A 15,959-nucleotide genomic window follows, 5' to 3' on the forward strand; every position below is an offset into this window, starting at 1 on the left:
ATGCGCAGAGCCGCCATCGTCGCCCCCATCCGCACCGCCGTCGGCAAATATGGCGGTTCTTTGAAATCCTTCAGCGCCGGCGATCTGGGCGCGGTCATCATCAAGGCGCTGATGGAGCGGACCAGGATCGATCCCGAGCGGATCGACGATGTCGTCTTCTCCCAGGGCTATGGCAATGGCGAGGCGCCCTGCATCGGTCGCTGGTCGGCGCTGGCGGCGGGTTTGCCCGAAAGCATTCCCGGCGTGCAGCTCGACCGGCGCTGCGGTTCGGGGCTTCAGGCCGTGATCGACGCGGCCATGCGAATCCAGACCGGCGCCGCCGACATCGTCGTCGCCGGCGGGGTCGAGAGCATGTCCAATGTCGAATATTATTCGATGGAGCATCGCTGGGGTGCCCGATCGGGATCCACCCAGTTCCATGACCGCCTGACCCGCGGCCGCGTCATGTCGCAGCCGATCGCCCGCTACGGCATCATCAGTGGCATGATCGAGACGGCCAACAATCTCGCCAAGGATTATGACATCAGCCGCGAAGCCTGCGACGAATATGCGGCGATGAGCCATCAGCGCGCCGCAGCCGCCTGGGCCGCCGGCATGTTCGACGACGAACTGGTTCCGGTCGCCGTGCCGCAGCGCAAGGGCGATCCGCTGATCTTCGCCATGGATGAGGGCATTCGTGCCGATGCCACGCCGGAATCGCTCGCCCTGTTGAAGCCGATCGAGAAGGACGGCGTGGTCACCGCCGGCAATGCCAGCCAGCAGAATGACGCCGCCGCTGCCTGCCTGGTGGTCGCGGAGGACAAGCTGGAGGAACTGGGCCTTGAACCCATGGCCTGGCTGCACAGCTGGGCGGCGGCGGGCTGCGATCCCTCGCGCATGGGCATCGGTCCGGTGCCGGCGGTCGAAAAGCTGTTCGCCCGCAATGGCCTTGGCTGGAACGACATCGATCTGGTCGAACTCAACGAAGCCTTCGCGCCGCAGGTGCTGGCCTGCCTCAAGGGCTGGAACTGGGACGATCGCGACAAGCTCAACGTCAATGGATCGGGCATTTCGCTCGGCCATCCGATCGGCGCGACCGGCGGGCGCATCCTCGCCAATCTGCTGCGCGAACTGCAGCGGCGCGACGGCCGCTATGGCCTGGAAACCATGTGCATTGGCGGCGGTCAGGGCCTGGCCGCCATCTTTGAACGGGCGGTCTGACCACCGCCTTTCGGAAGCCCCCTGGGCCGGCGTCGAGGCATGCGACGCCGGCCCATTTTTTTGATGGTCAGTCGACCGGCCGGCGATCGGGCGAGAAGGCGATGATCGTCACGCCCAGCAGCGCCACCGTCCCGCCCGCAATCATGCCGACCGTGATCGGCGTGCCGAAATAGAGCGAGGCAAAGACGGTCGACATGACCGGCGATGCCAGCATCAGCGGCATGATGGTCGAGATCGGATAGCGTTGCAGCAGCCAGGCGAGCGTCCCCTGCCCCAGCACCGTCGCGCCCAGGCAGGAAAAGGCGAACCAGCCGGTCGGCACCCAGCCGACATGGGCCAGCCCCGCAATCGCGGGCCGCTCGAAAATCAGGGCAAAGGGCGCCAGCACCGCCGCGCCCATCAGTCCGTTCCACGCCTGGCCGTTCATCACGCTCACCCCGGTCAGCTTGCGCTGCACCAAGGTCGCGCCGCCCCACACCATCGCCGCGCTGGCCATCACCAATACGGCGGGCACCTCCGCCAATATATGCGGGTCGAACACCAGCGCCACGACCCCGGCAAAGGCCAGCAGCACGCCGACAATCTTGCGCCGGTTGAGCCGCTCGCCCAGCAGCAGTGCGCCCAGCAGCAGTGAGAAGGGCACGCTCAATTGCCCCGCGATCGCCAGTGCCCCGACATTGGTCGCCATGAACAAAGCCAGGTTCAGCAGCAGCAGGAACAGCCCGCCATTGAGGAAGCCATAAAGCATCAGCCAGCCCGTCCGCCCCGGCAGCGGACGCAGCGCCGGCGCACAGATCAGGAAGACCGTTCCCATCCGCAGCGCCACCGACAATAGCGGCGCGGTCGCATCCACCACCACCTTCATCGCGATGACATTCAGCGCGAACATGATGTTCACCAGCAACGCCAGCGCCATGCCGCCCGGCCCGAACCGATGGTTCGCCATGGGTCCGCCATCGGCCATTTCCGCATCCTTCCCGCTTCAACCGCCGTTCAGACTCAGACGGCTATTGGTTTATTTATGCACGCCGGTATAGATTTTAGCCAGAGAAGAAGGGAAGAGGATTGAGGATGTCGATGAAGCATGTTTCGCGCGTGATGATGTTCGCTATGGCGGTCGCCGCCACCGGCCCGGCGCTGGCCCAGGCTGGCGACGCGACCAAGGGCAAGGCGGTCTTCGCCCGCTGCGCCGTCTGCCATTCGGTCGATCCAGGCGTAAAGAAGCTAGGCCCTTCGCTTTCGGGCGTATTCGGGCGCACGTCGGGCACCGTCCCCGGCTTCACTTATTCTCCGGCGATGCAGAAGGCCAAGATCCGCTGGGATGCCAAGTCGCTCGACGGCTTCCTTGCCAAGCCCAGCGCCGCCGTCCCCGGCAGCCGCATGGTCTTTGCCGGCCTGCCCAACCCAGCCGATCGCGCCAACCTGCTCGCCTATCTCGCCGGCGCCACCAAGAAATAGCACCAAAAGTATCCCATAGTGCAATAATTCTTGCCCTCCATTCCTGCACCCGCTATCAGAATCATCAACCGATGCAGCAGATAGACGGGGACAGGAGCGGATGGCGATGACAGCGGTCATGACGGACAAGGCGGGCAGCCGATGAGCGGCCGCGCGCTTGAAGGGATCAAGGTTCTCGACCTGTCGCGCGTGCTCGCGGGGCCATGGTCGACCCAGATACTCGCTGACTTCGGTGCCGACGTCATCAAGATCGAACTACCCGGCCATGGCGACGATACCCGCGCATGGGGCCCGCCTTTCCTGACCGGCGCCGATGGCCAGCCGGAAATCGGCACCAGCGCCTATTATCTGTCCTGCAACCGCAACAAGCGCTCCGCCGCGATCAACCTGGCGACGCCGCAGGGCGCCGAGCTGATCCGCCGGCTGGCGGCGGAAGCCGACATATTGGTCGAAAATTTCAAGGTTGGGGGCCTCAGCAAATACGGTCTCGACTATGCCAGCCTGAAGGCGATCAACCCGCGCCTCGTCTATTGCTCGATCACCGGCTTCGGCCAGACCGGCCCCTATGCCGACCGGGGCGGCTATGATTTCGTTGCCCAGGGCATGGGCGGCTTCATGAGCATCACCGGCGAAGAGGATGGTGGCCCGCTGCGCGCTGGCGTCGCCATGGCTGACCTGTCGACCGGCATGTTCGCGACCGTCTCCATCCTCGCCGCCCTGCGCCATGCCGAACGCACGGGCGAGGGACAGCAGATCGACGTGTCGCTGCTCGATACCCAGATCGCGATGCTGGCCAATCAGGGGATGAACTGGCTGGTCGGTGGCATCGTGCCGGGACGCCTGGGCAATCGCCATCCCACCGTCGTCCCCTACAAGACGTTCGAAGTCGCCGACGGCATGATGATCATCGCGATCGGCAATGATCGCCAGTTCCGCGCCTTCTGCACGGAAATGGGCCATGCGGAACTGGGCACCGATCCGCTCTACGCCACCAGCGCCCAGCGCCTCATCAACCGCGACGCGATCGAGGCGAAGGTGCAGGAGATTGTCCGCCCCTTCGCCCGCGACGACCTGATGGCGCGCTTCGTCGCCGCCGGGGTTCCCGCCGGCCCGGTCAACAGCATCCAGGATGTGTTCGAGGACCCGTTCATCGACGCGCGCCAGACCGTCCATCGCTACCGCCGCGAAGAGGATGGGGTCGAGATCCCGACCGTCGCCTATCCCGGCAAGCTGTCGGCGACGCCGGCCGATTATCGTCACTGCCCGCCGCGCGTGGGCGAACATAGCCGCGAAATATTGGGGGAATGGCTCGGCCTCGACGACGGCGCGCTCGACGCGCTGACGAACGACGGCGCGATCGCCCAACGCCCCGTGAAGGAGAGGACACAGGCATGAAGATCGATCAGGGGGTAGCCGCCATCGTCACCGGCGGGGCATCGGGCCTCGGCGAAGCGACGGCCCGCGCCATTGCCGCGCAGGGCGCCAAGGTGGCGCTGTTCGATTTCAACGAGGAAACCGGGACGAAGGTCGCGGCGGACATCGGCGGCACCTTCTGCAAGGTCGATGTCACCGACGAGGCCTCGGTCGATGCCGGCTTTGCCAAGGCGCGCGCCGCGCATGGCCAGGAGCGTATCCTGGTCAATTGCGCCGGCACCGGCAATGTCATCAAGACCGCCAGCCGCGACCGTGAGACCGGCGAGATCAAGGCCTTCCCGACCGACCAGTTCGAACGGATCATCCAGATCAACCTGATCGGCACCTTCCGCTGCTGCGCCAAGTCGGCCGCCGGCATGCTGACCCTCGATCCGCTGGAAGACAAGGCGCGCGGCGTCATCATCAACACGTCCAGCGCAGCGGCGGTCGACGGCCAGATCGGCCAGGCGGCCTATTCCGCGTCGAAGGGTGGCATCGTCAGCCTGACCCTGCCGATGGCGCGCGACCTGATGGGCGAAGGCATCCGCGTCAATGCGATCCTGCCCGGCATTTTCGACACGCCGCTGATGGCGCGGGCCAGCGACAAGGTGCGCGATGCGCTGTCGGCCACCGTTCCCTTCCCCAAGCGTTTTGGCAAGCCCGAGGAGTTTGCCGCGATGGCGCTGGCGATGATCGAGAATGACTATTGGAACGGCGAATATGTGCGGCTCGACGGTGGCCTGCGCATGCCGCCGCGCTGAGGGAGAAGGACGATGTCCGAAGAAGCGCAGCCCGAATTCGTGACCTACAATGTGGTGGACGGCGTCGCCTGGGTGATGCTGAACCGCCCCCAATATGGCAATGCCCAGAATTACCGGCTGCTCAGCCAGCTCGACGACGCCTTCAAGCGCGCGGTCGAGGATGACGGGGTCAAGGTGATCGTGCTCGGTGGCGAGGGCAAGCATTTCTCTGCCGGCCATGACATCGGCACCCCGGACAAGGACAGCCACATGCCGCGCACGCGCACCAGCATGTGGTGGGACCATCTGAACAAGGGCGGCGCCGAACGCCAATATGTGCTGGAACAGGACGGCTATCTGGGCCTGTGCCGGCGCTGGGCCGACATCCCCAAGCCGATGATCGCCATGGTGCAGGGCGCCTGCATCGCCGGCGGGCTGATGCTGGCCTGGGTCTGCGACCTCATCATCGCATCGGAAGACGCCTTCTTCCAGGATCCGGTGCAGCGCATGGCCCAGCCGGGCGTCGAATATTTCGCCCATGCGTTCGAACTGCCGACCCGCGTCGCGCGCGAACTGCTGCTGCTCGGCCGCCGCATGCCGGCCCAGCGCGCCTATAATTTCGGCATGGTGAACGAGATTTTCCCGCGCGAAACGCTGCGCGAGGAAGTGGCCAAGATCGCCGCCGAGATCGCCCAGCATGAACGCTTCGGCCTGGCGCTGACCAAGCAGGCGTTCAACTTCGTCGAGGATGCGCGCGGCAAGCGGCAGGTGATGGATAGCGTGTTCCATATGCATCATCTCGCCCATGCCCATAATCAGCTGATGACCGGCAATCTGGTCGGCGGACTGGATGCCAAGGCAATGGCATCGGCGAACAAGAAGCAGGCGGGGGAAGGATGAGCGCGACCATGGAGATGGACAAGAATATCCTGGTCCTGCCCGATCTGCCGGCACTGCTGTCCGGCGCGGCCGATGCCGCCCACGCCTTCGTCGCCGCCGCCCGGCCGCATGTGAAGGCGCGGATCAGCAATGACGGCGGCAAGGTCGATCGCGTCCTCGCCGATGTCGAGCAGCATGTCGTCCACGGCTTTGGCTGGTTCGCCGCCTATGCCGAAATGCTGCGCGAAGTCGCCAGTTGGGCCGCCAGTCTCGACGCCCAGGGCAGCTTTGGCGAGATCGAGGCGCTGCTCGCCCAGTTGCTCTTCGCCGAATATGGCGCGCAGATGCTGGGCGGCATCCCGATGAACCAGGGCGAGGTGATCCGCCCCACCGACCTTACCGACGATCTGTCCGCGCTCGACGCACCGGCCCTACGCACCCTCATCCGCAGCGGGGGCGGCCAGGCGGTTAAGAGCGCCATTGCCGGCCATCTGGTCGATGCGCGCGGGCGGGCGACGCTGGAAAATTGCGGCCTCGACGAAATGTTCGACATGGTGCGGGACCAGTTCTTCGCTCTGTCGAACGAGAAGGTCGCGCCCTTCGCCCATGAATGGCATCTCAAGGACGAGTTCATCCCGCTGCCGCTGGTCCAGGAACTGGGCGAAATGGGCGTGTTCGGCATGACCATTCCGGAGGAATTTGGCGGCCTTGGCATGGGCAAGACCGCGATGTGCGTCGTGTCGGAAGAATTGTCGCGCGGCTGGATCGGCGTCGGCAGCCTCGCCACCCGGTCGGAAATCGCGGCAGAACTGATCCTGACCGGCGGCACCGCCGAGCAGAAGGCCCATTGGCTGCCGCAGATCGCCAATGCCGCGATCCTGCCGACCGCCGTCTTCACCGAGCCTGACACCGGCTCCGACCTTGGCGCACTGCGCACCCGCGCGACGCTTGCCGACGGCGAATATCGGGTCAGCGGCAACAAGACCTGGATCACCCATGCGGCCCGCGCCGACGTGATGACCCTGCTGGTCCGCACCGATCCCGACACCCGCAACTATAGCGGCCTGTCGATGCTGATCGCGCCCAAGCAGCGCGGTACCGTCGACGCCCCCTTCCCCACGCCCGGCATGAGCGGCGGCGAGATAGAGGTGATCGGCTATCGCGGCATGAAGGAATATGAGATCGGCTTCGACGATTTCCGCGTGCCCGCCGCCAATCTGCTCGGCGGGGTCGAGGGCCAGGGGTTCAAGCAGTTGATGGCGACCTTCGAAAGCGCCCGTATCCAGACCGCCGCCCGCGCCATCGGCGTCGCCCAGGCGGCGCTCGACATCGGCCTTTCCTACGCGCTCGACCGCAAGCAGTTCGGCCGACCGATCTTCGACTTTCCGCGCGTCGCCAACAAGCTGGCGATGATGGCGGCGGAGATCATGGGCGCGCGCCAGCTCACCTATTTCGCCGCCCGGCGCAAGGATGAGGACAAGCGGTGCGATCTGGAAGCCGGCATGGCCAAGCTGATCGGCGCGCGGGTCGCCTGGGCAGCCGCCGACAATGCGCTGCAGATCCATGGCGGCAACGGCTTCGCCACCGAATATCAGGTCAGCCGCCTGCTGGCCGACGCGCGCATCCTCAACATTTTCGAGGGCGCCGGCGAAATCCAGGCCCAGGTCATCGCCCGCCGCCTGCTCGACGAAGGTAATTGAAGGATCGGCCCTTCCCCGCCACCGGGAAAGGCCGATCCTTTCCCTCTCAGAGCCGTTCCACGATCGTCACATTGGCCATGCCGCCGGCCTCGCACATGGTCTGGAGGCCATAGCGCGCGCCACGATCGTGGAGGGCACTGACCAGCGTCGCCATCAGCTTGGCGCCCGATCCCCCCAGCGGATGGCCCAGCGAAATCGCCCCGCCATGCACATTGAGCCGCGCCGGATCGGCGCCCAGCGCCTTGGCCCAGGCCAGCGGCACCGGCGCGAACGCCTCATTCACTTCATAGAGATCGATATCGCCCAGCGTCATGCCTGCTCGCGCCAGTGCGCGCTCGGTCGCCGGGATCGGCGCCTCCAGCATGATGACCGGATCATGCCCCAGCACGGTCATTTCATGCACCCGCGCCAGCGGCGTCAGGCCATGGGTCTTGAGGCCCCGCTCATTGACGATCAGCAGCGCCGCAGCCCCATCGCAGATCTGGCTGGCATTGGCTGCGGAAATCACCCCGCCCTCCTGCAACAGCTTGACGCTGGCAATCTTCTCCAGGCTGGCGTCGAAGCGGATGCCCTCATCCACCTTGTGGACCAGCGTTTCGCCCTCGGCGGTCTCGACCTCCAGCGGCACGATCTCCGCATCGAACTTGCCGGCCTGCGTCGCCGCCGCCGCGCGATGATGGCTCTCCAGCGCATAGGCATCGAGCGCCGCACGGTCGAATCCATATTTGCGGGCCATCATCTCGGCCCCGCCAAACTGGCTGAACGGCGTGTCGGGATAGCGCGCCTCGATCCCCGGACTGCGATAGGTACCGAACCCATGTTTGGCCGCCAGCGTCCAGGGCAGGCCCATCGGCACGCGGGTCATGCTCTCGACACCGGCGGCGATCACCACGTCCTGCACGCCCGCCATCACCGTCGCGGCGGCGAAATGCAGCGCCTGCTGCGACGATCCGCACTGGCGGTCGACATGGGTGCCGGGCACGGATTCGGGCAGGCCGCTCGCCAGCACGGCGTTGCGGGCAATGTTCGCGCCCTGCTCGCCGCCGGGACAGGCACAGCCCATGATGACATCCTCGATCGCGGCCGGATCGATCCCGCTGCGGCCCACCAGCCCGGCCAGCACGCGCCCGGCCAGATCCGCGGGATGCACCCCCGCCAGCCTGCCGCCGCGCTTGCCACCGGCGCTGCGCGCCACGGCCGCAATATATGCCTCCGCCATCCGACTCCTCCAATTATATACCTAGATGCAATTTTATCGCCTTACCCCGCCCGTTCGGCAGAGCCAAGGCAATTATGCACCAACGGAAAATATTTGGAGATGCTCGGGCAGATCGACATCGTCGGCGAGACCGGGTCGCCGGATGACCGATACGCGATGTCCGGCTCGTTCCGCTTCCCCGACATGGGCGGCACGGCTGCCCGGCCCGAAACGCAGCGGGATCAGGCCGGGCCGCTTCAGCAGCAGCGCGTTGGTTCCCTCCCCCTCTCGGTCGGTGGCGATCACCACATCGGCGGATTCCTGCACCATCGCGCGCAGGTCCGCAGCCGCGAGCATCGGCAGGTCCGCGCTCAGGATCAGCACCGGCTGATCGGCCGGCAACGCCTGCATCGCCGCCATCAGCGCCGGCACATGCCCCGGCTCCCGCTCAGCCAGAACCCTCGCGCCCCGCTCGGTGGCGAAACCGCGCACCTCCGGGCAGGCGCTGACGACATGTACGGCCGCATCCGGGATCGCATCGTGTGCAACCGCCAGCACATGCCTCAATAATTGCCGGCACAGCGCCGCCCGATCCCGTGGCCCCAGAACCTCCGCCAGCCGGCTCTTGCCCTGCGCGAAGCTCTTGGCCGGGATCAGGATGGACAGGGTCATGGCGCCGGGCGCCGCAAGGCTGCCGCAAAATCGATCATCTGAGCGGCCAATGCCCGCTGCTGATCGACATTGCGCATCAATATGTCGGCACTGCGCACCGCCAGACCATCGTCGGCCCAGCCCTGCGCATCGGCACCGTCCACCATCAGCCCGTCGATCAGCCCGTCATAATGGCGGGCGATCGTCGCCGGCGTCGTCGGCAGGCCCAGTTCGGTCATGATCTTGGCCGCCGGCCCCTTGACCGCCTGCCCGGCGATGAAGGGCGACAGCGCCACGCACGGCACGCGCCGCGCCGCCAGCCTGTCGCGCACCCCTGGCACCGCCAGGATCGGGTCGATCGACAGGATGGGGTTGGACGGGCAGAGGATGATCGCCTCCAGCGCGGGATCATCCAGCGCCGCCAGCAGCCCGGCGCTCGGCCGCGCCGCTGCGGCCCCGTCGAACCGGATCGACCGGAAGCGCGGCCCGCATTGATGGCGCACGAAATAATCCTGGAACGCCATTTCGCCCTGGTCGGTGTCGATCATCGACCTGACCGGATCGTCGCTCATCGGCACGATCACCGGCCCGATGCCCAGCCGCGCGGCGATGTCGGCCGTGACCGAAGACAACGTGCCCTCGCGCAGCAAGGCGGTGCGCAGCACATGGGTCGCCAGGTCGCGATCGCCCAGGTTGAACCAGCTTTCGCCGCCCAGCCGCCGTGTCGCGTCCATGAAGGCCCAGCTTTCATCGGCCACGCCCCAGCCCCGCACGCTATCGTTCATGCCGGCGAGCGCATAGGTGACGCTGTCGATATCGGGCGAGATATGCAGCCCCATATGGACGAAATCGTCGCCGGTGTTGACGGCAATGGTCAATGCGTCCGGCGGCACGACGCCGGCCAGGCCATTGGCAAGCTTGGCGCCGCCGACGCCCCCGGCCAGGGCCAGCACGCTCATGGGAACAGATCCATCGCCGGTTCGCGGATCAGTTCGGCCGCGCTGCCCTCATTGCGGCCCCGCGCAATGCCGCGCGCCACGACGATCGGCCGGCCTTCGCCGGCCTGTCCCATGATCAGCGAGGCGGCAGCCGCCACCTCGTCGGCCAGGCCCAGTTCGCTGGTCTGCAACGGCCGGCCATGCAGGTCCGGCTCACCGCGCAGGTCGAGCAAACCGCTCATGCCAGCCACGCCGATCGCCACGCCACAGGTGCCCTTGCGCCAGGCCCGGCCCAAGCTGTCGATGATGACCACCGCGATGTCGACGCCCAGCGCCTCACGCACCGCCCGCCGCAGCGCCGCAGCGCTGCCATCGGGATCGAGCGGCAGCAGCAGCGCGACGCCATCCCCATCCTGCGCGATATTGGACTGGTCGATCCCGGCATTGGCCAGCACCAGACCCAGCCGATGGCGCACGATCAGCACGCCCGGCCGGACGCGCATCAACTTCTCGCTCTCCGACAGGATCAGTTCGACCAGCCGGGGATCCTTGTGGCATTGCGCTGCCAGATCGATCGCCTCGGCCGAGGGCGACACGCTGGCCAGCGGCACGGCGCGTCCCTCTGCCTTGGATATGATCTTCTGCGCCAGCACGACGATGTCGCCATCCTGCAGCGACAGACCATTGGCATGGCAGGCCGACAACAGCATGGCCGACAGATCGTCGCCCGGCGCAACCATGGGAACCCCGTTCAGGGCCGATAATGTGACGGCGGCCGGTGCGACTATCATGGATGCAGCTTACACTCCGGTGATGCGAATACCCGATCCGGGCACCTTGTACCGCCGATTGAGCGCAATCAAGACCGACGTAAGTCCTTCTGCAACAACCGAATTGCACAAGGGCCCGGCATTCCAGGCGCGCAGGCCGATTTCCTGCGCCAGTGCGACCACCTGGTCCGCCGCCTCGCTGTCGTCGGCACAGACCAGCACGTCGCACTCGATCTCCTCGTCCAGCTTGGTCAAATGATGCGCGCTGATATTCTGGAAGGCGGAGACGACGCGGACGCCCTCACCCAGCATCTTCTGCACTGCCTCGACTGCCGATCCGCCGTCGGGCAACTGCACCCGGCTGACCTTCGGCGGCACCAGCGGCACGGTGACGTCGATCAAGATCTTGCCCGCCAGCGCGTCGGCGACATCCTTCACCGTCGATTGCTGCGCAGCATAGGGCACGGCCAACACGATGATGTCCGCCTGTGCCGCCGCGTCGGGATTGGCGGCGCCGACGACCGAACTGCCGCCCAGCGTCGCGTTCATCGCATCGGCCGCTTCCTGCGCCCGCTCGGCGGTGCGGCTGCCGATGATGACCTTGTGTCCCTTGTGCGCCCAGCGCAGCGCCAGGCCGCCACCTTCCTTGCCGGTCCCGCCAAGCACGGCGATCGTCGCCAAAGCCTCATTCTGCATATTCAAACCTCTCCTGGTTCGTATCGGCCTCGCGCCGCCGCTTGCGCGGGGGCGTCAGGACCATGGGTGTCAGTTCCGCCGCGGTCATTCCGCGTGCATGTATGTCTTCGCTCACGCCGCCATAGGCGGTGCTGCGCTGCCGGGGCGTGCGGTCGATCGACCGGATCAGCGCCTCCATCGCCGCGGGCGGCATTTCCTGGCCGTGCTGGGTGCCCGCCGCACGCGAGATGCTCTCGTTCATCAGCGTGCCGCCCAGGTCATTGGCGCCGCCCTCCAGGCAGGCCTTCACCCCTTCCGGCCCCAGCTTGACCCAACTGGTCTGAATCGACCGGATATGCGGGTGCAGCGCCAGCCGCGCGACCGCATGCATCAGCCGCACCTCGCGGAAGGTCGGGCCATGGCGCGACTGACCGCGCACGCCCATCGGCGCCTCCATATGGACGAAGGGCAAGGGCACGAATTCGGTGAAGCCACCGGTCCGCCGCTGCAGGTCGCGGATGCGGATCAGGTGCCTTGCCCAGTGGCGCGGCGTGTCGACATGGCCGAACATGATCGTCGCGGTGGTGGTGAAGCCGACGCGATGCGCGGTCTCGATCACCTCCAGCCATTGCGCCGTGTCCAGCTTGTCCGGGCAGATGATCGCCCGCACCTCGTCATCCAGTATCTCGGCCGCCGTGCCGGGTAGCGTGTCGAGGCCCACCGCCTTCAGCCGGCGCAGGAAGTCCTCGACCGGCAGGCCCAGCGTCGCCGCCCCCTGCCACACTTCCAGCGGGGAAAAGGCGTGGATGTGCATTTCGGGCACCGCCGCCTTCACCGCGCGGGCCAGGTTCAGATAGGTGTCGCCGGTATAATGGGGGTGGATGCCACCCTGCAGGCAGACTTCGGTGCCGCCCCGTTCCCACGCCTCACGGGTGCGGCGGACGACCTCTTCCAGGTCCAGGTCATAGGGCTTGCCGCGCAGCGCCTCCGCCTTGTCGCCCTTGGAAAAGGCGCAGAAGCTGCATTTATAGGCGCAGATATTGGTGTAGTTGATGTTGCGGTTGACGACATAGCTGATCGTGTCGCCCATCTCCTGCATCCGCAGCGCGTCCGCGCTGGCGCAGACATGTTCCAGATCGGTTTCGCGCGCGGTGAACAGCGTCTCGATCTCGGCTTCTTCCAGCAGCGCCCCGGCCATCGCCCGCTCGACGATCGCCGCGATCGCGGGATCGACCGGCAGCGCCGACGGGCGCGTGATGCGCGGCTCCAGCGCGATGCCCGGCGACCAGTCATCCTCGCGCGCAAAGCCCATCGCATCGGCATGGGCCCGCACATGGCGGACCATCGCCTGGTCCTGCCAGCGGTCATTATCCTGCGCATAGGCGGGATAGACCGGCAGCCGGGCGACCAGCATCCGCCCTTCGCCCTCGGTCGCGGCGCGCAGCCGCTCGACCGCCGGCCAGGGCGCTTCCGGGTTCACATGGTCGGGCGTCACCGGCGACACCCCGCCCCAATCATTGATCCCCGCCGCCATCAGCCGGGGGAAGTCCGCCGCCGACAGGTTGGGCGGCGCCTGGATATTCATCTCCGGCCCCAGGATCAGCCGCGCCACCGCGATCGTCCACAGCAGGTCGTCCATGTCCGGCTCGGGCGCATCGGCCATCACCGTCCGTTCCTTGGCCCGGAAATTCTGGACGATCACTTCCTGGATATGGCCATAGCCATCCTGCAGGTCGCGGATCGCCTCCAGCGCCTCGATCCGTTCCTCGCGCGTCTCGCCGATGCCGATCAGGATGCCGGTGGTGAAGGGAATGGCCAGTTCGCCTGCCAGCCGGATCGTCTCCAGCCGCGCCGCCGGTTCCTTGTCGGGCGATCGATAATGGGCGCCGCCCTTGCGGCACAGCCGGTCGGACACCGACTCCAGCATCAGCCCCTGCGACACCGACACCCGGCGCAGACCGGCCATTTCCTCGCGGGTCATGACCCCGGCATTGATGTGCGGCAGCAGTCCGGTCTCGTCGCGCACCAGCGCCGCCATGTCCGCCAGATAGGACAAGGTGCTGTCATGGCCGAGGCGCGCCAGTTCCTCGCGCACGGCGACGAAGCGCAATTCCGGCTTGTCGCCCAGCGTGAACAGCGCTTCGGTACAGCCCGCCGCCTTGCCGGCGCGTGCCACCGCCAGCACTTCCTCGCGCGTCATATAGGCGTTCTCGCCCGGCCGTGGCGGCTGCGAGAAGGTGCAATAATGACAGAGATTGCGGCATAGCTGGGTCAGCGGGATGAAGATCTTGCGCGACCAGCTCTGCACCCGGCCATGGCCTTCGTCGCGCAGCGCCGCCGCCTGCGCCATCAGATCGGCCAGCGGCATCGCCAGCAGCTCTGCCGTGCGCGCGTGCTCCGCTTCGCCGATCCTTTCCGTAACTGCCATCATCCCGCTCCGCTTGTTTCGTCTTCTATGTTCTGATTGTGATTGCGCCCCGGTTCAACCGACAGGGCCGGGTCGATCCGCAATAGCGCCGCCGCGTTGTCCCAATTGCCTGAGCATCGCCGCCGGCAGGTCCGCCGGCGCTTCCAGCAACGCCACCAGCGTCTGCAGGAAATGCTCGACGCTCGCCTCGCTGCCCCACATCGGATGCGCCCGGCTTTCGTCCGCCAGCGCGCGCTGCCGTGCCGACAGCACGGCGCTGAGGTAAGCGCCCATGAACACGAAGCGCTGGTTCTGCAGCGCTACCGGCAGATCCGCCATCATGCCCCGCAGATGATCGAGGCACCGACCATAGGCGCTGTTCCAGGCCGGATCGATCGCATCCAGCATCATGTCGCGATGGGTCATGGCAAAGATGACGATGAACTGGACATAATGGCTGTCGGGCAGCGCCAGCACCGGCCGCACCAATATCTCCACCACTTCGCGGATCGAGCGCGGCCCGCCCTGCGCCTCCAGCCCGTCGAGCGCCGCATTGCGCTCCCGCTCCAGCGCCATCGCCCCGTCCATCACCAGCGCCCGGACCAGCGCCTCCTTCGACCCGAAATAATAGCTGACGGCACCGTGATTCTTCTGCCCCGCCGCCGCCGCAATCTCGCGCACGGTCACGCCATCCACGCCCTTTTCGGCGAACAGGCGCAACGCCACCTGCTTGATCTGCTCGGCAGCGGATCCGCGGTTGGCATCTTCGGCCTTGGCGAGTTGAAGTCTGACCATGAGTGCAATTTCTCATTGCAATGATGGTTCGTCAAGTGCATTATCCAATTGACCTAATCGACGGCTAACAGTCGAAAAAAGCGAGGGATGCCTAAGTGGAATCAGCGGTCGACATCGAGTCGCTGGCGGCGTGGATGACGGATCAGGGGCTTGGCGCCGGTCCGATCGACAACGTGACGCCGCTTGCCGGGGGGACGCAGAATATCCTGCTGCGCCTGACCCGCGACGGCCGCGACTATATCTTCCGTCGCCCGCCGGCACACCCCCGCCCCAACAGCAATGAAACCATGCGGCGTGAGGCGCGGCTGCTGCGCGCCATCGCCGACACCAATGTCCCCCATCCCGCGCTGATCGCCGATTGCGGCGACGAAAGCGTGCTGGGCGTCGCCTTCTACCTGATGGAGCCGGTCGACGGCTTCAATCCGGTCGGCAAGCTGCCCATGCCCCATGCCGGTTCGCCCACGATGCGCCACGCCATGGGCCTGGCCCTGGTCGACGGCATCGCCGCATTGGGCGCGCTCGATCATCAGGCGCTGGGCCTCGCCGATTTCGGCCGGCCCGACAATTTCCTCGGCCGCCAGGTCGATCGCTGGCGCAGTCAGCTTGCCGGCTATGGCGAATTTGCCGACTGGACCGGGCCGCAGGCGCTGCCCAGCGTCGACGCCATCGCCGCCTGGCTGGAACGGCACCGCCCGGCCGATTTCACGCCCGGCATCATGCATGGCGACTATCATCTCGCCAATGTCATGTACCGCCCCGACAGCGGCGATCTTGCCGCGATCATCGACTGGGAACTGGCGACGATCGGCGATCCACTGCTCGACCTGGGCTGGGTGCTCGCCACCTGGCCCGACGGCAGCGGCGCCAGCACCGTGTCGGTCACGCCGTGGGAGGGGTTCCCGACGCCCGCCGAGCTGGTCGCCCGCTATGGCGCCGGCTCCGCGCGCGACCTGTCCGCGGTCGACTGGTATCATGTCCTCGCCTGCTACAAGCTCGGCATTCTGCTCGAAGGCACCCATGCCCGCGCCTGCGCCGGCAAGGCCCCACGCGACACCGGCGATCGGCTGCACAGCCGCGCCATCCACCTTTTCGACCGCGCCCAGGCGCTGATCCGCTGACATGCAGGAAGGATGTT

At 66.6% G+C, this 15,959-nt stretch carries 15 protein-coding genes; 7 read left to right on the plus strand and 8 right to left on the minus strand.

Annotated features, from left to right (window positions below; all coding sequences use genetic code 11):
• Window positions 1-1,200 carry an acetyl-CoA C-acetyltransferase gene (locus tag AC13EK_RS06485; RefSeq protein WP_069338676.1) on the plus strand — a complete coding sequence of 400 codons (1,200 nt, stop codon included), beginning with the start codon at window positions 1-3 and terminating at the stop codon, window positions 1,198-1,200.
• Window positions 1,201-1,267: 67 nt separating this feature from the next.
• On the opposite strand, the gene AC13EK_RS06490 is transcribed toward AC13EK_RS06485, so the two are convergent.
• A complete protein-coding gene (locus tag AC13EK_RS06490; protein WP_277788247.1) occupies window positions 1,268-2,146 on the minus strand; it encodes a DMT family transporter in 879 nt (292 codons plus the stop codon).
• Between the two features lie 125 nt (window positions 2,147-2,271).
• On the opposite strand from AC13EK_RS06490, the gene AC13EK_RS06495 reads away from it, so the two are divergent.
• The 5 genes from AC13EK_RS06495 (at window position 2,272) to AC13EK_RS06515 (ending at window position 7,390) form a co-directional block, all read left to right on the plus strand.
• Window positions 2,272-2,658 (plus strand): c-type cytochrome, encoded by a 387-nt coding sequence (locus AC13EK_RS06495; RefSeq protein WP_004212329.1) that lies wholly within the window; start codon window positions 2,272-2,274, stop codon window positions 2,656-2,658.
• Window positions 2,659-2,799: 141 nt separating this feature from the next.
• Window positions 2,800-4,053 (plus strand): CaiB/BaiF CoA transferase family protein, encoded by a 1,254-nt coding sequence (locus AC13EK_RS06500; RefSeq protein ID WP_069338674.1) that lies wholly within the window; start codon window positions 2,800-2,802, stop codon window positions 4,051-4,053.
• Window positions 4,050-4,832 (plus strand): SDR family NAD(P)-dependent oxidoreductase, encoded by a 783-nt coding sequence (locus tag AC13EK_RS06505; RefSeq protein ID WP_069338673.1) that lies wholly within the window; start codon window positions 4,050-4,052, stop codon window positions 4,830-4,832. The genes AC13EK_RS06500 and AC13EK_RS06505 overlap by 4 nt, the downstream gene beginning before the upstream one ends.
• A 12-nt stretch (window positions 4,833-4,844) precedes the next feature.
• Complete coding sequence (locus tag AC13EK_RS06510; protein WP_069338672.1) at window positions 4,845-5,711, plus strand: enoyl-CoA hydratase; 867 nt, start codon at window positions 4,845-4,847, stop codon at window positions 5,709-5,711.
• Window positions 5,708-7,390, plus strand: a complete 1,683-nt coding sequence (locus tag AC13EK_RS06515) for an acyl-CoA dehydrogenase family protein (RefSeq protein WP_277788246.1) — start codon at window positions 5,708-5,710, stop codon at window positions 7,388-7,390. The genes AC13EK_RS06510 and AC13EK_RS06515 overlap by 4 nt, the downstream gene beginning before the upstream one ends.
• Before the next feature lie 46 nt (window positions 7,391-7,436).
• On the opposite strand, the gene AC13EK_RS06520 is transcribed toward AC13EK_RS06515, so the two are convergent.
• The 7 genes from AC13EK_RS06520 to AC13EK_RS06550 form a co-directional block, all read right to left on the minus strand.
• Window positions 7,437-8,609 (minus strand): acetyl-CoA C-acetyltransferase, encoded by a 1,173-nt coding sequence (locus AC13EK_RS06520; RefSeq protein WP_069338670.1) that lies wholly within the window; start codon window positions 8,607-8,609, stop codon window positions 7,437-7,439.
• Between the two features lie 72 nt (window positions 8,610-8,681).
• The gene (cofC, locus tag AC13EK_RS06525; protein WP_069338669.1) at window positions 8,682-9,260 is read right to left on the minus strand and encodes a 2-phospho-L-lactate guanylyltransferase; all 579 of its coding nucleotides are present in this window, start codon (window positions 9,258-9,260) and stop codon (window positions 8,682-8,684) included.
• A complete protein-coding gene (cofD, locus tag AC13EK_RS06530; protein WP_069338668.1) occupies window positions 9,257-10,198 on the minus strand; it encodes a 2-phospho-L-lactate transferase in 942 nt (313 codons plus the stop codon). Before cofD ends, cofC begins: the two co-directional genes overlap by 4 nt.
• Complete coding sequence (gene cofE, locus AC13EK_RS06535) at window positions 10,195-10,968, minus strand: coenzyme F420-0:L-glutamate ligase (RefSeq protein WP_069338667.1); 774 nt, start codon at window positions 10,966-10,968, stop codon at window positions 10,195-10,197. The genes cofD and cofE overlap by 4 nt, the downstream gene beginning before the upstream one ends.
• 9 nt (window positions 10,969-10,977) lie before the next feature.
• The gene (npdG, locus tag AC13EK_RS06540; protein WP_069338666.1) at window positions 10,978-11,643 is read right to left on the minus strand and encodes an NADPH-dependent F420 reductase; all 666 of its coding nucleotides are present in this window, start codon (window positions 11,641-11,643) and stop codon (window positions 10,978-10,980) included.
• Complete coding sequence (gene cofH / locus AC13EK_RS06545; protein ID WP_069338665.1) at window positions 11,633-14,053, minus strand: 5-amino-6-(D-ribitylamino)uracil--L-tyrosine 4-hydroxyphenyl transferase CofH; 2,421 nt, start codon at window positions 14,051-14,053, stop codon at window positions 11,633-11,635. The genes npdG and cofH overlap by 11 nt, the downstream gene beginning before the upstream one ends.
• Window positions 14,054-14,104: 51 nt before the next feature.
• Window positions 14,105-14,824 carry a TetR/AcrR family transcriptional regulator gene (locus AC13EK_RS06550; protein WP_069338664.1) on the minus strand — a complete coding sequence of 240 codons (720 nt, stop codon included), beginning with the start codon at window positions 14,822-14,824 and terminating at the stop codon, window positions 14,105-14,107.
• A 95-nt stretch (window positions 14,825-14,919) separates the two neighbouring features.
• Here AC13EK_RS06550 and AC13EK_RS06555 point away from each other — a divergent pair, with 95 nt between their 5' ends.
• Window positions 14,920-15,942 (plus strand): phosphotransferase family protein, encoded by a 1,023-nt coding sequence (locus AC13EK_RS06555; protein ID WP_069338663.1) that lies wholly within the window; start codon window positions 14,920-14,922, stop codon window positions 15,940-15,942.
• The last annotated feature ends 17 nt before the right edge of the window (window positions 15,943-15,959 follow it).

Source organism: Sphingobium sp. L-44 (assembly GCF_056859495.1).

Bases quoted from the DNA above. Each gene is read 5' to 3' on its own strand.
- AC13EK_RS06515 (WP_277788246.1), top strand. From the start codon at position 5,708: ATGAGCGCGACCATGGAGATGGACAAGAATATCCTGGTCCTGCCCGAT.
- AC13EK_RS06520 (WP_069338670.1), bottom strand. From the start codon at position 8,609: ATGGCGGAGGCATATATTGCGGCCGTGGCGCGCAGCGCCGGTGGCAAG.
- cofH (WP_069338665.1), bottom strand. From the start codon at position 14,053: ATGATGGCAGTTACGGAAAGGATCGGCGAAGCGGAGCACGCGCGCACG.
- AC13EK_RS06510 (WP_069338672.1), top strand. From the start codon at position 4,845: ATGTCCGAAGAAGCGCAGCCCGAATTCGTGACCTACAATGTGGTGGAC.
- AC13EK_RS06550 (WP_069338664.1), bottom strand. From the start codon at position 14,824: ATGGTCAGACTTCAACTCGCCAAGGCCGAAGATGCCAACCGCGGATCC.
- AC13EK_RS06505 (WP_069338673.1), top strand. From the start codon at position 4,050: ATGAAGATCGATCAGGGGGTAGCCGCCATCGTCACCGGCGGGGCATCG.
- cofD (WP_069338668.1), bottom strand. From the start codon at position 10,198: ATGAGCGTGCTGGCCCTGGCCGGGGGCGTCGGCGGCGCCAAGCTTGCC.
- AC13EK_RS06495 (WP_004212329.1), top strand. From the start codon at position 2,272: ATGTCGATGAAGCATGTTTCGCGCGTGATGATGTTCGCTATGGCGGTC.
- AC13EK_RS06500 (WP_069338674.1), top strand. From the start codon at position 2,800: ATGAGCGGCCGCGCGCTTGAAGGGATCAAGGTTCTCGACCTGTCGCGC.
- AC13EK_RS06485 (WP_069338676.1), top strand. From the start codon at position 1: ATGCGCAGAGCCGCCATCGTCGCCCCCATCCGCACCGCCGTCGGCAAA.
- AC13EK_RS06490 (WP_277788247.1), bottom strand. From the start codon at position 2,146: ATGGCGAACCATCGGTTCGGGCCGGGCGGCATGGCGCTGGCGTTGCTG.
- npdG (WP_069338666.1), bottom strand. From the start codon at position 11,643: ATGCAGAATGAGGCTTTGGCGACGATCGCCGTGCTTGGCGGGACCGGC.
- cofC (WP_069338669.1), bottom strand. From the start codon at position 9,260: ATGACCCTGTCCATCCTGATCCCGGCCAAGAGCTTCGCGCAGGGCAAG.
- cofE (WP_069338667.1), bottom strand. From the start codon at position 10,968: ATGATAGTCGCACCGGCCGCCGTCACATTATCGGCCCTGAACGGGGTT.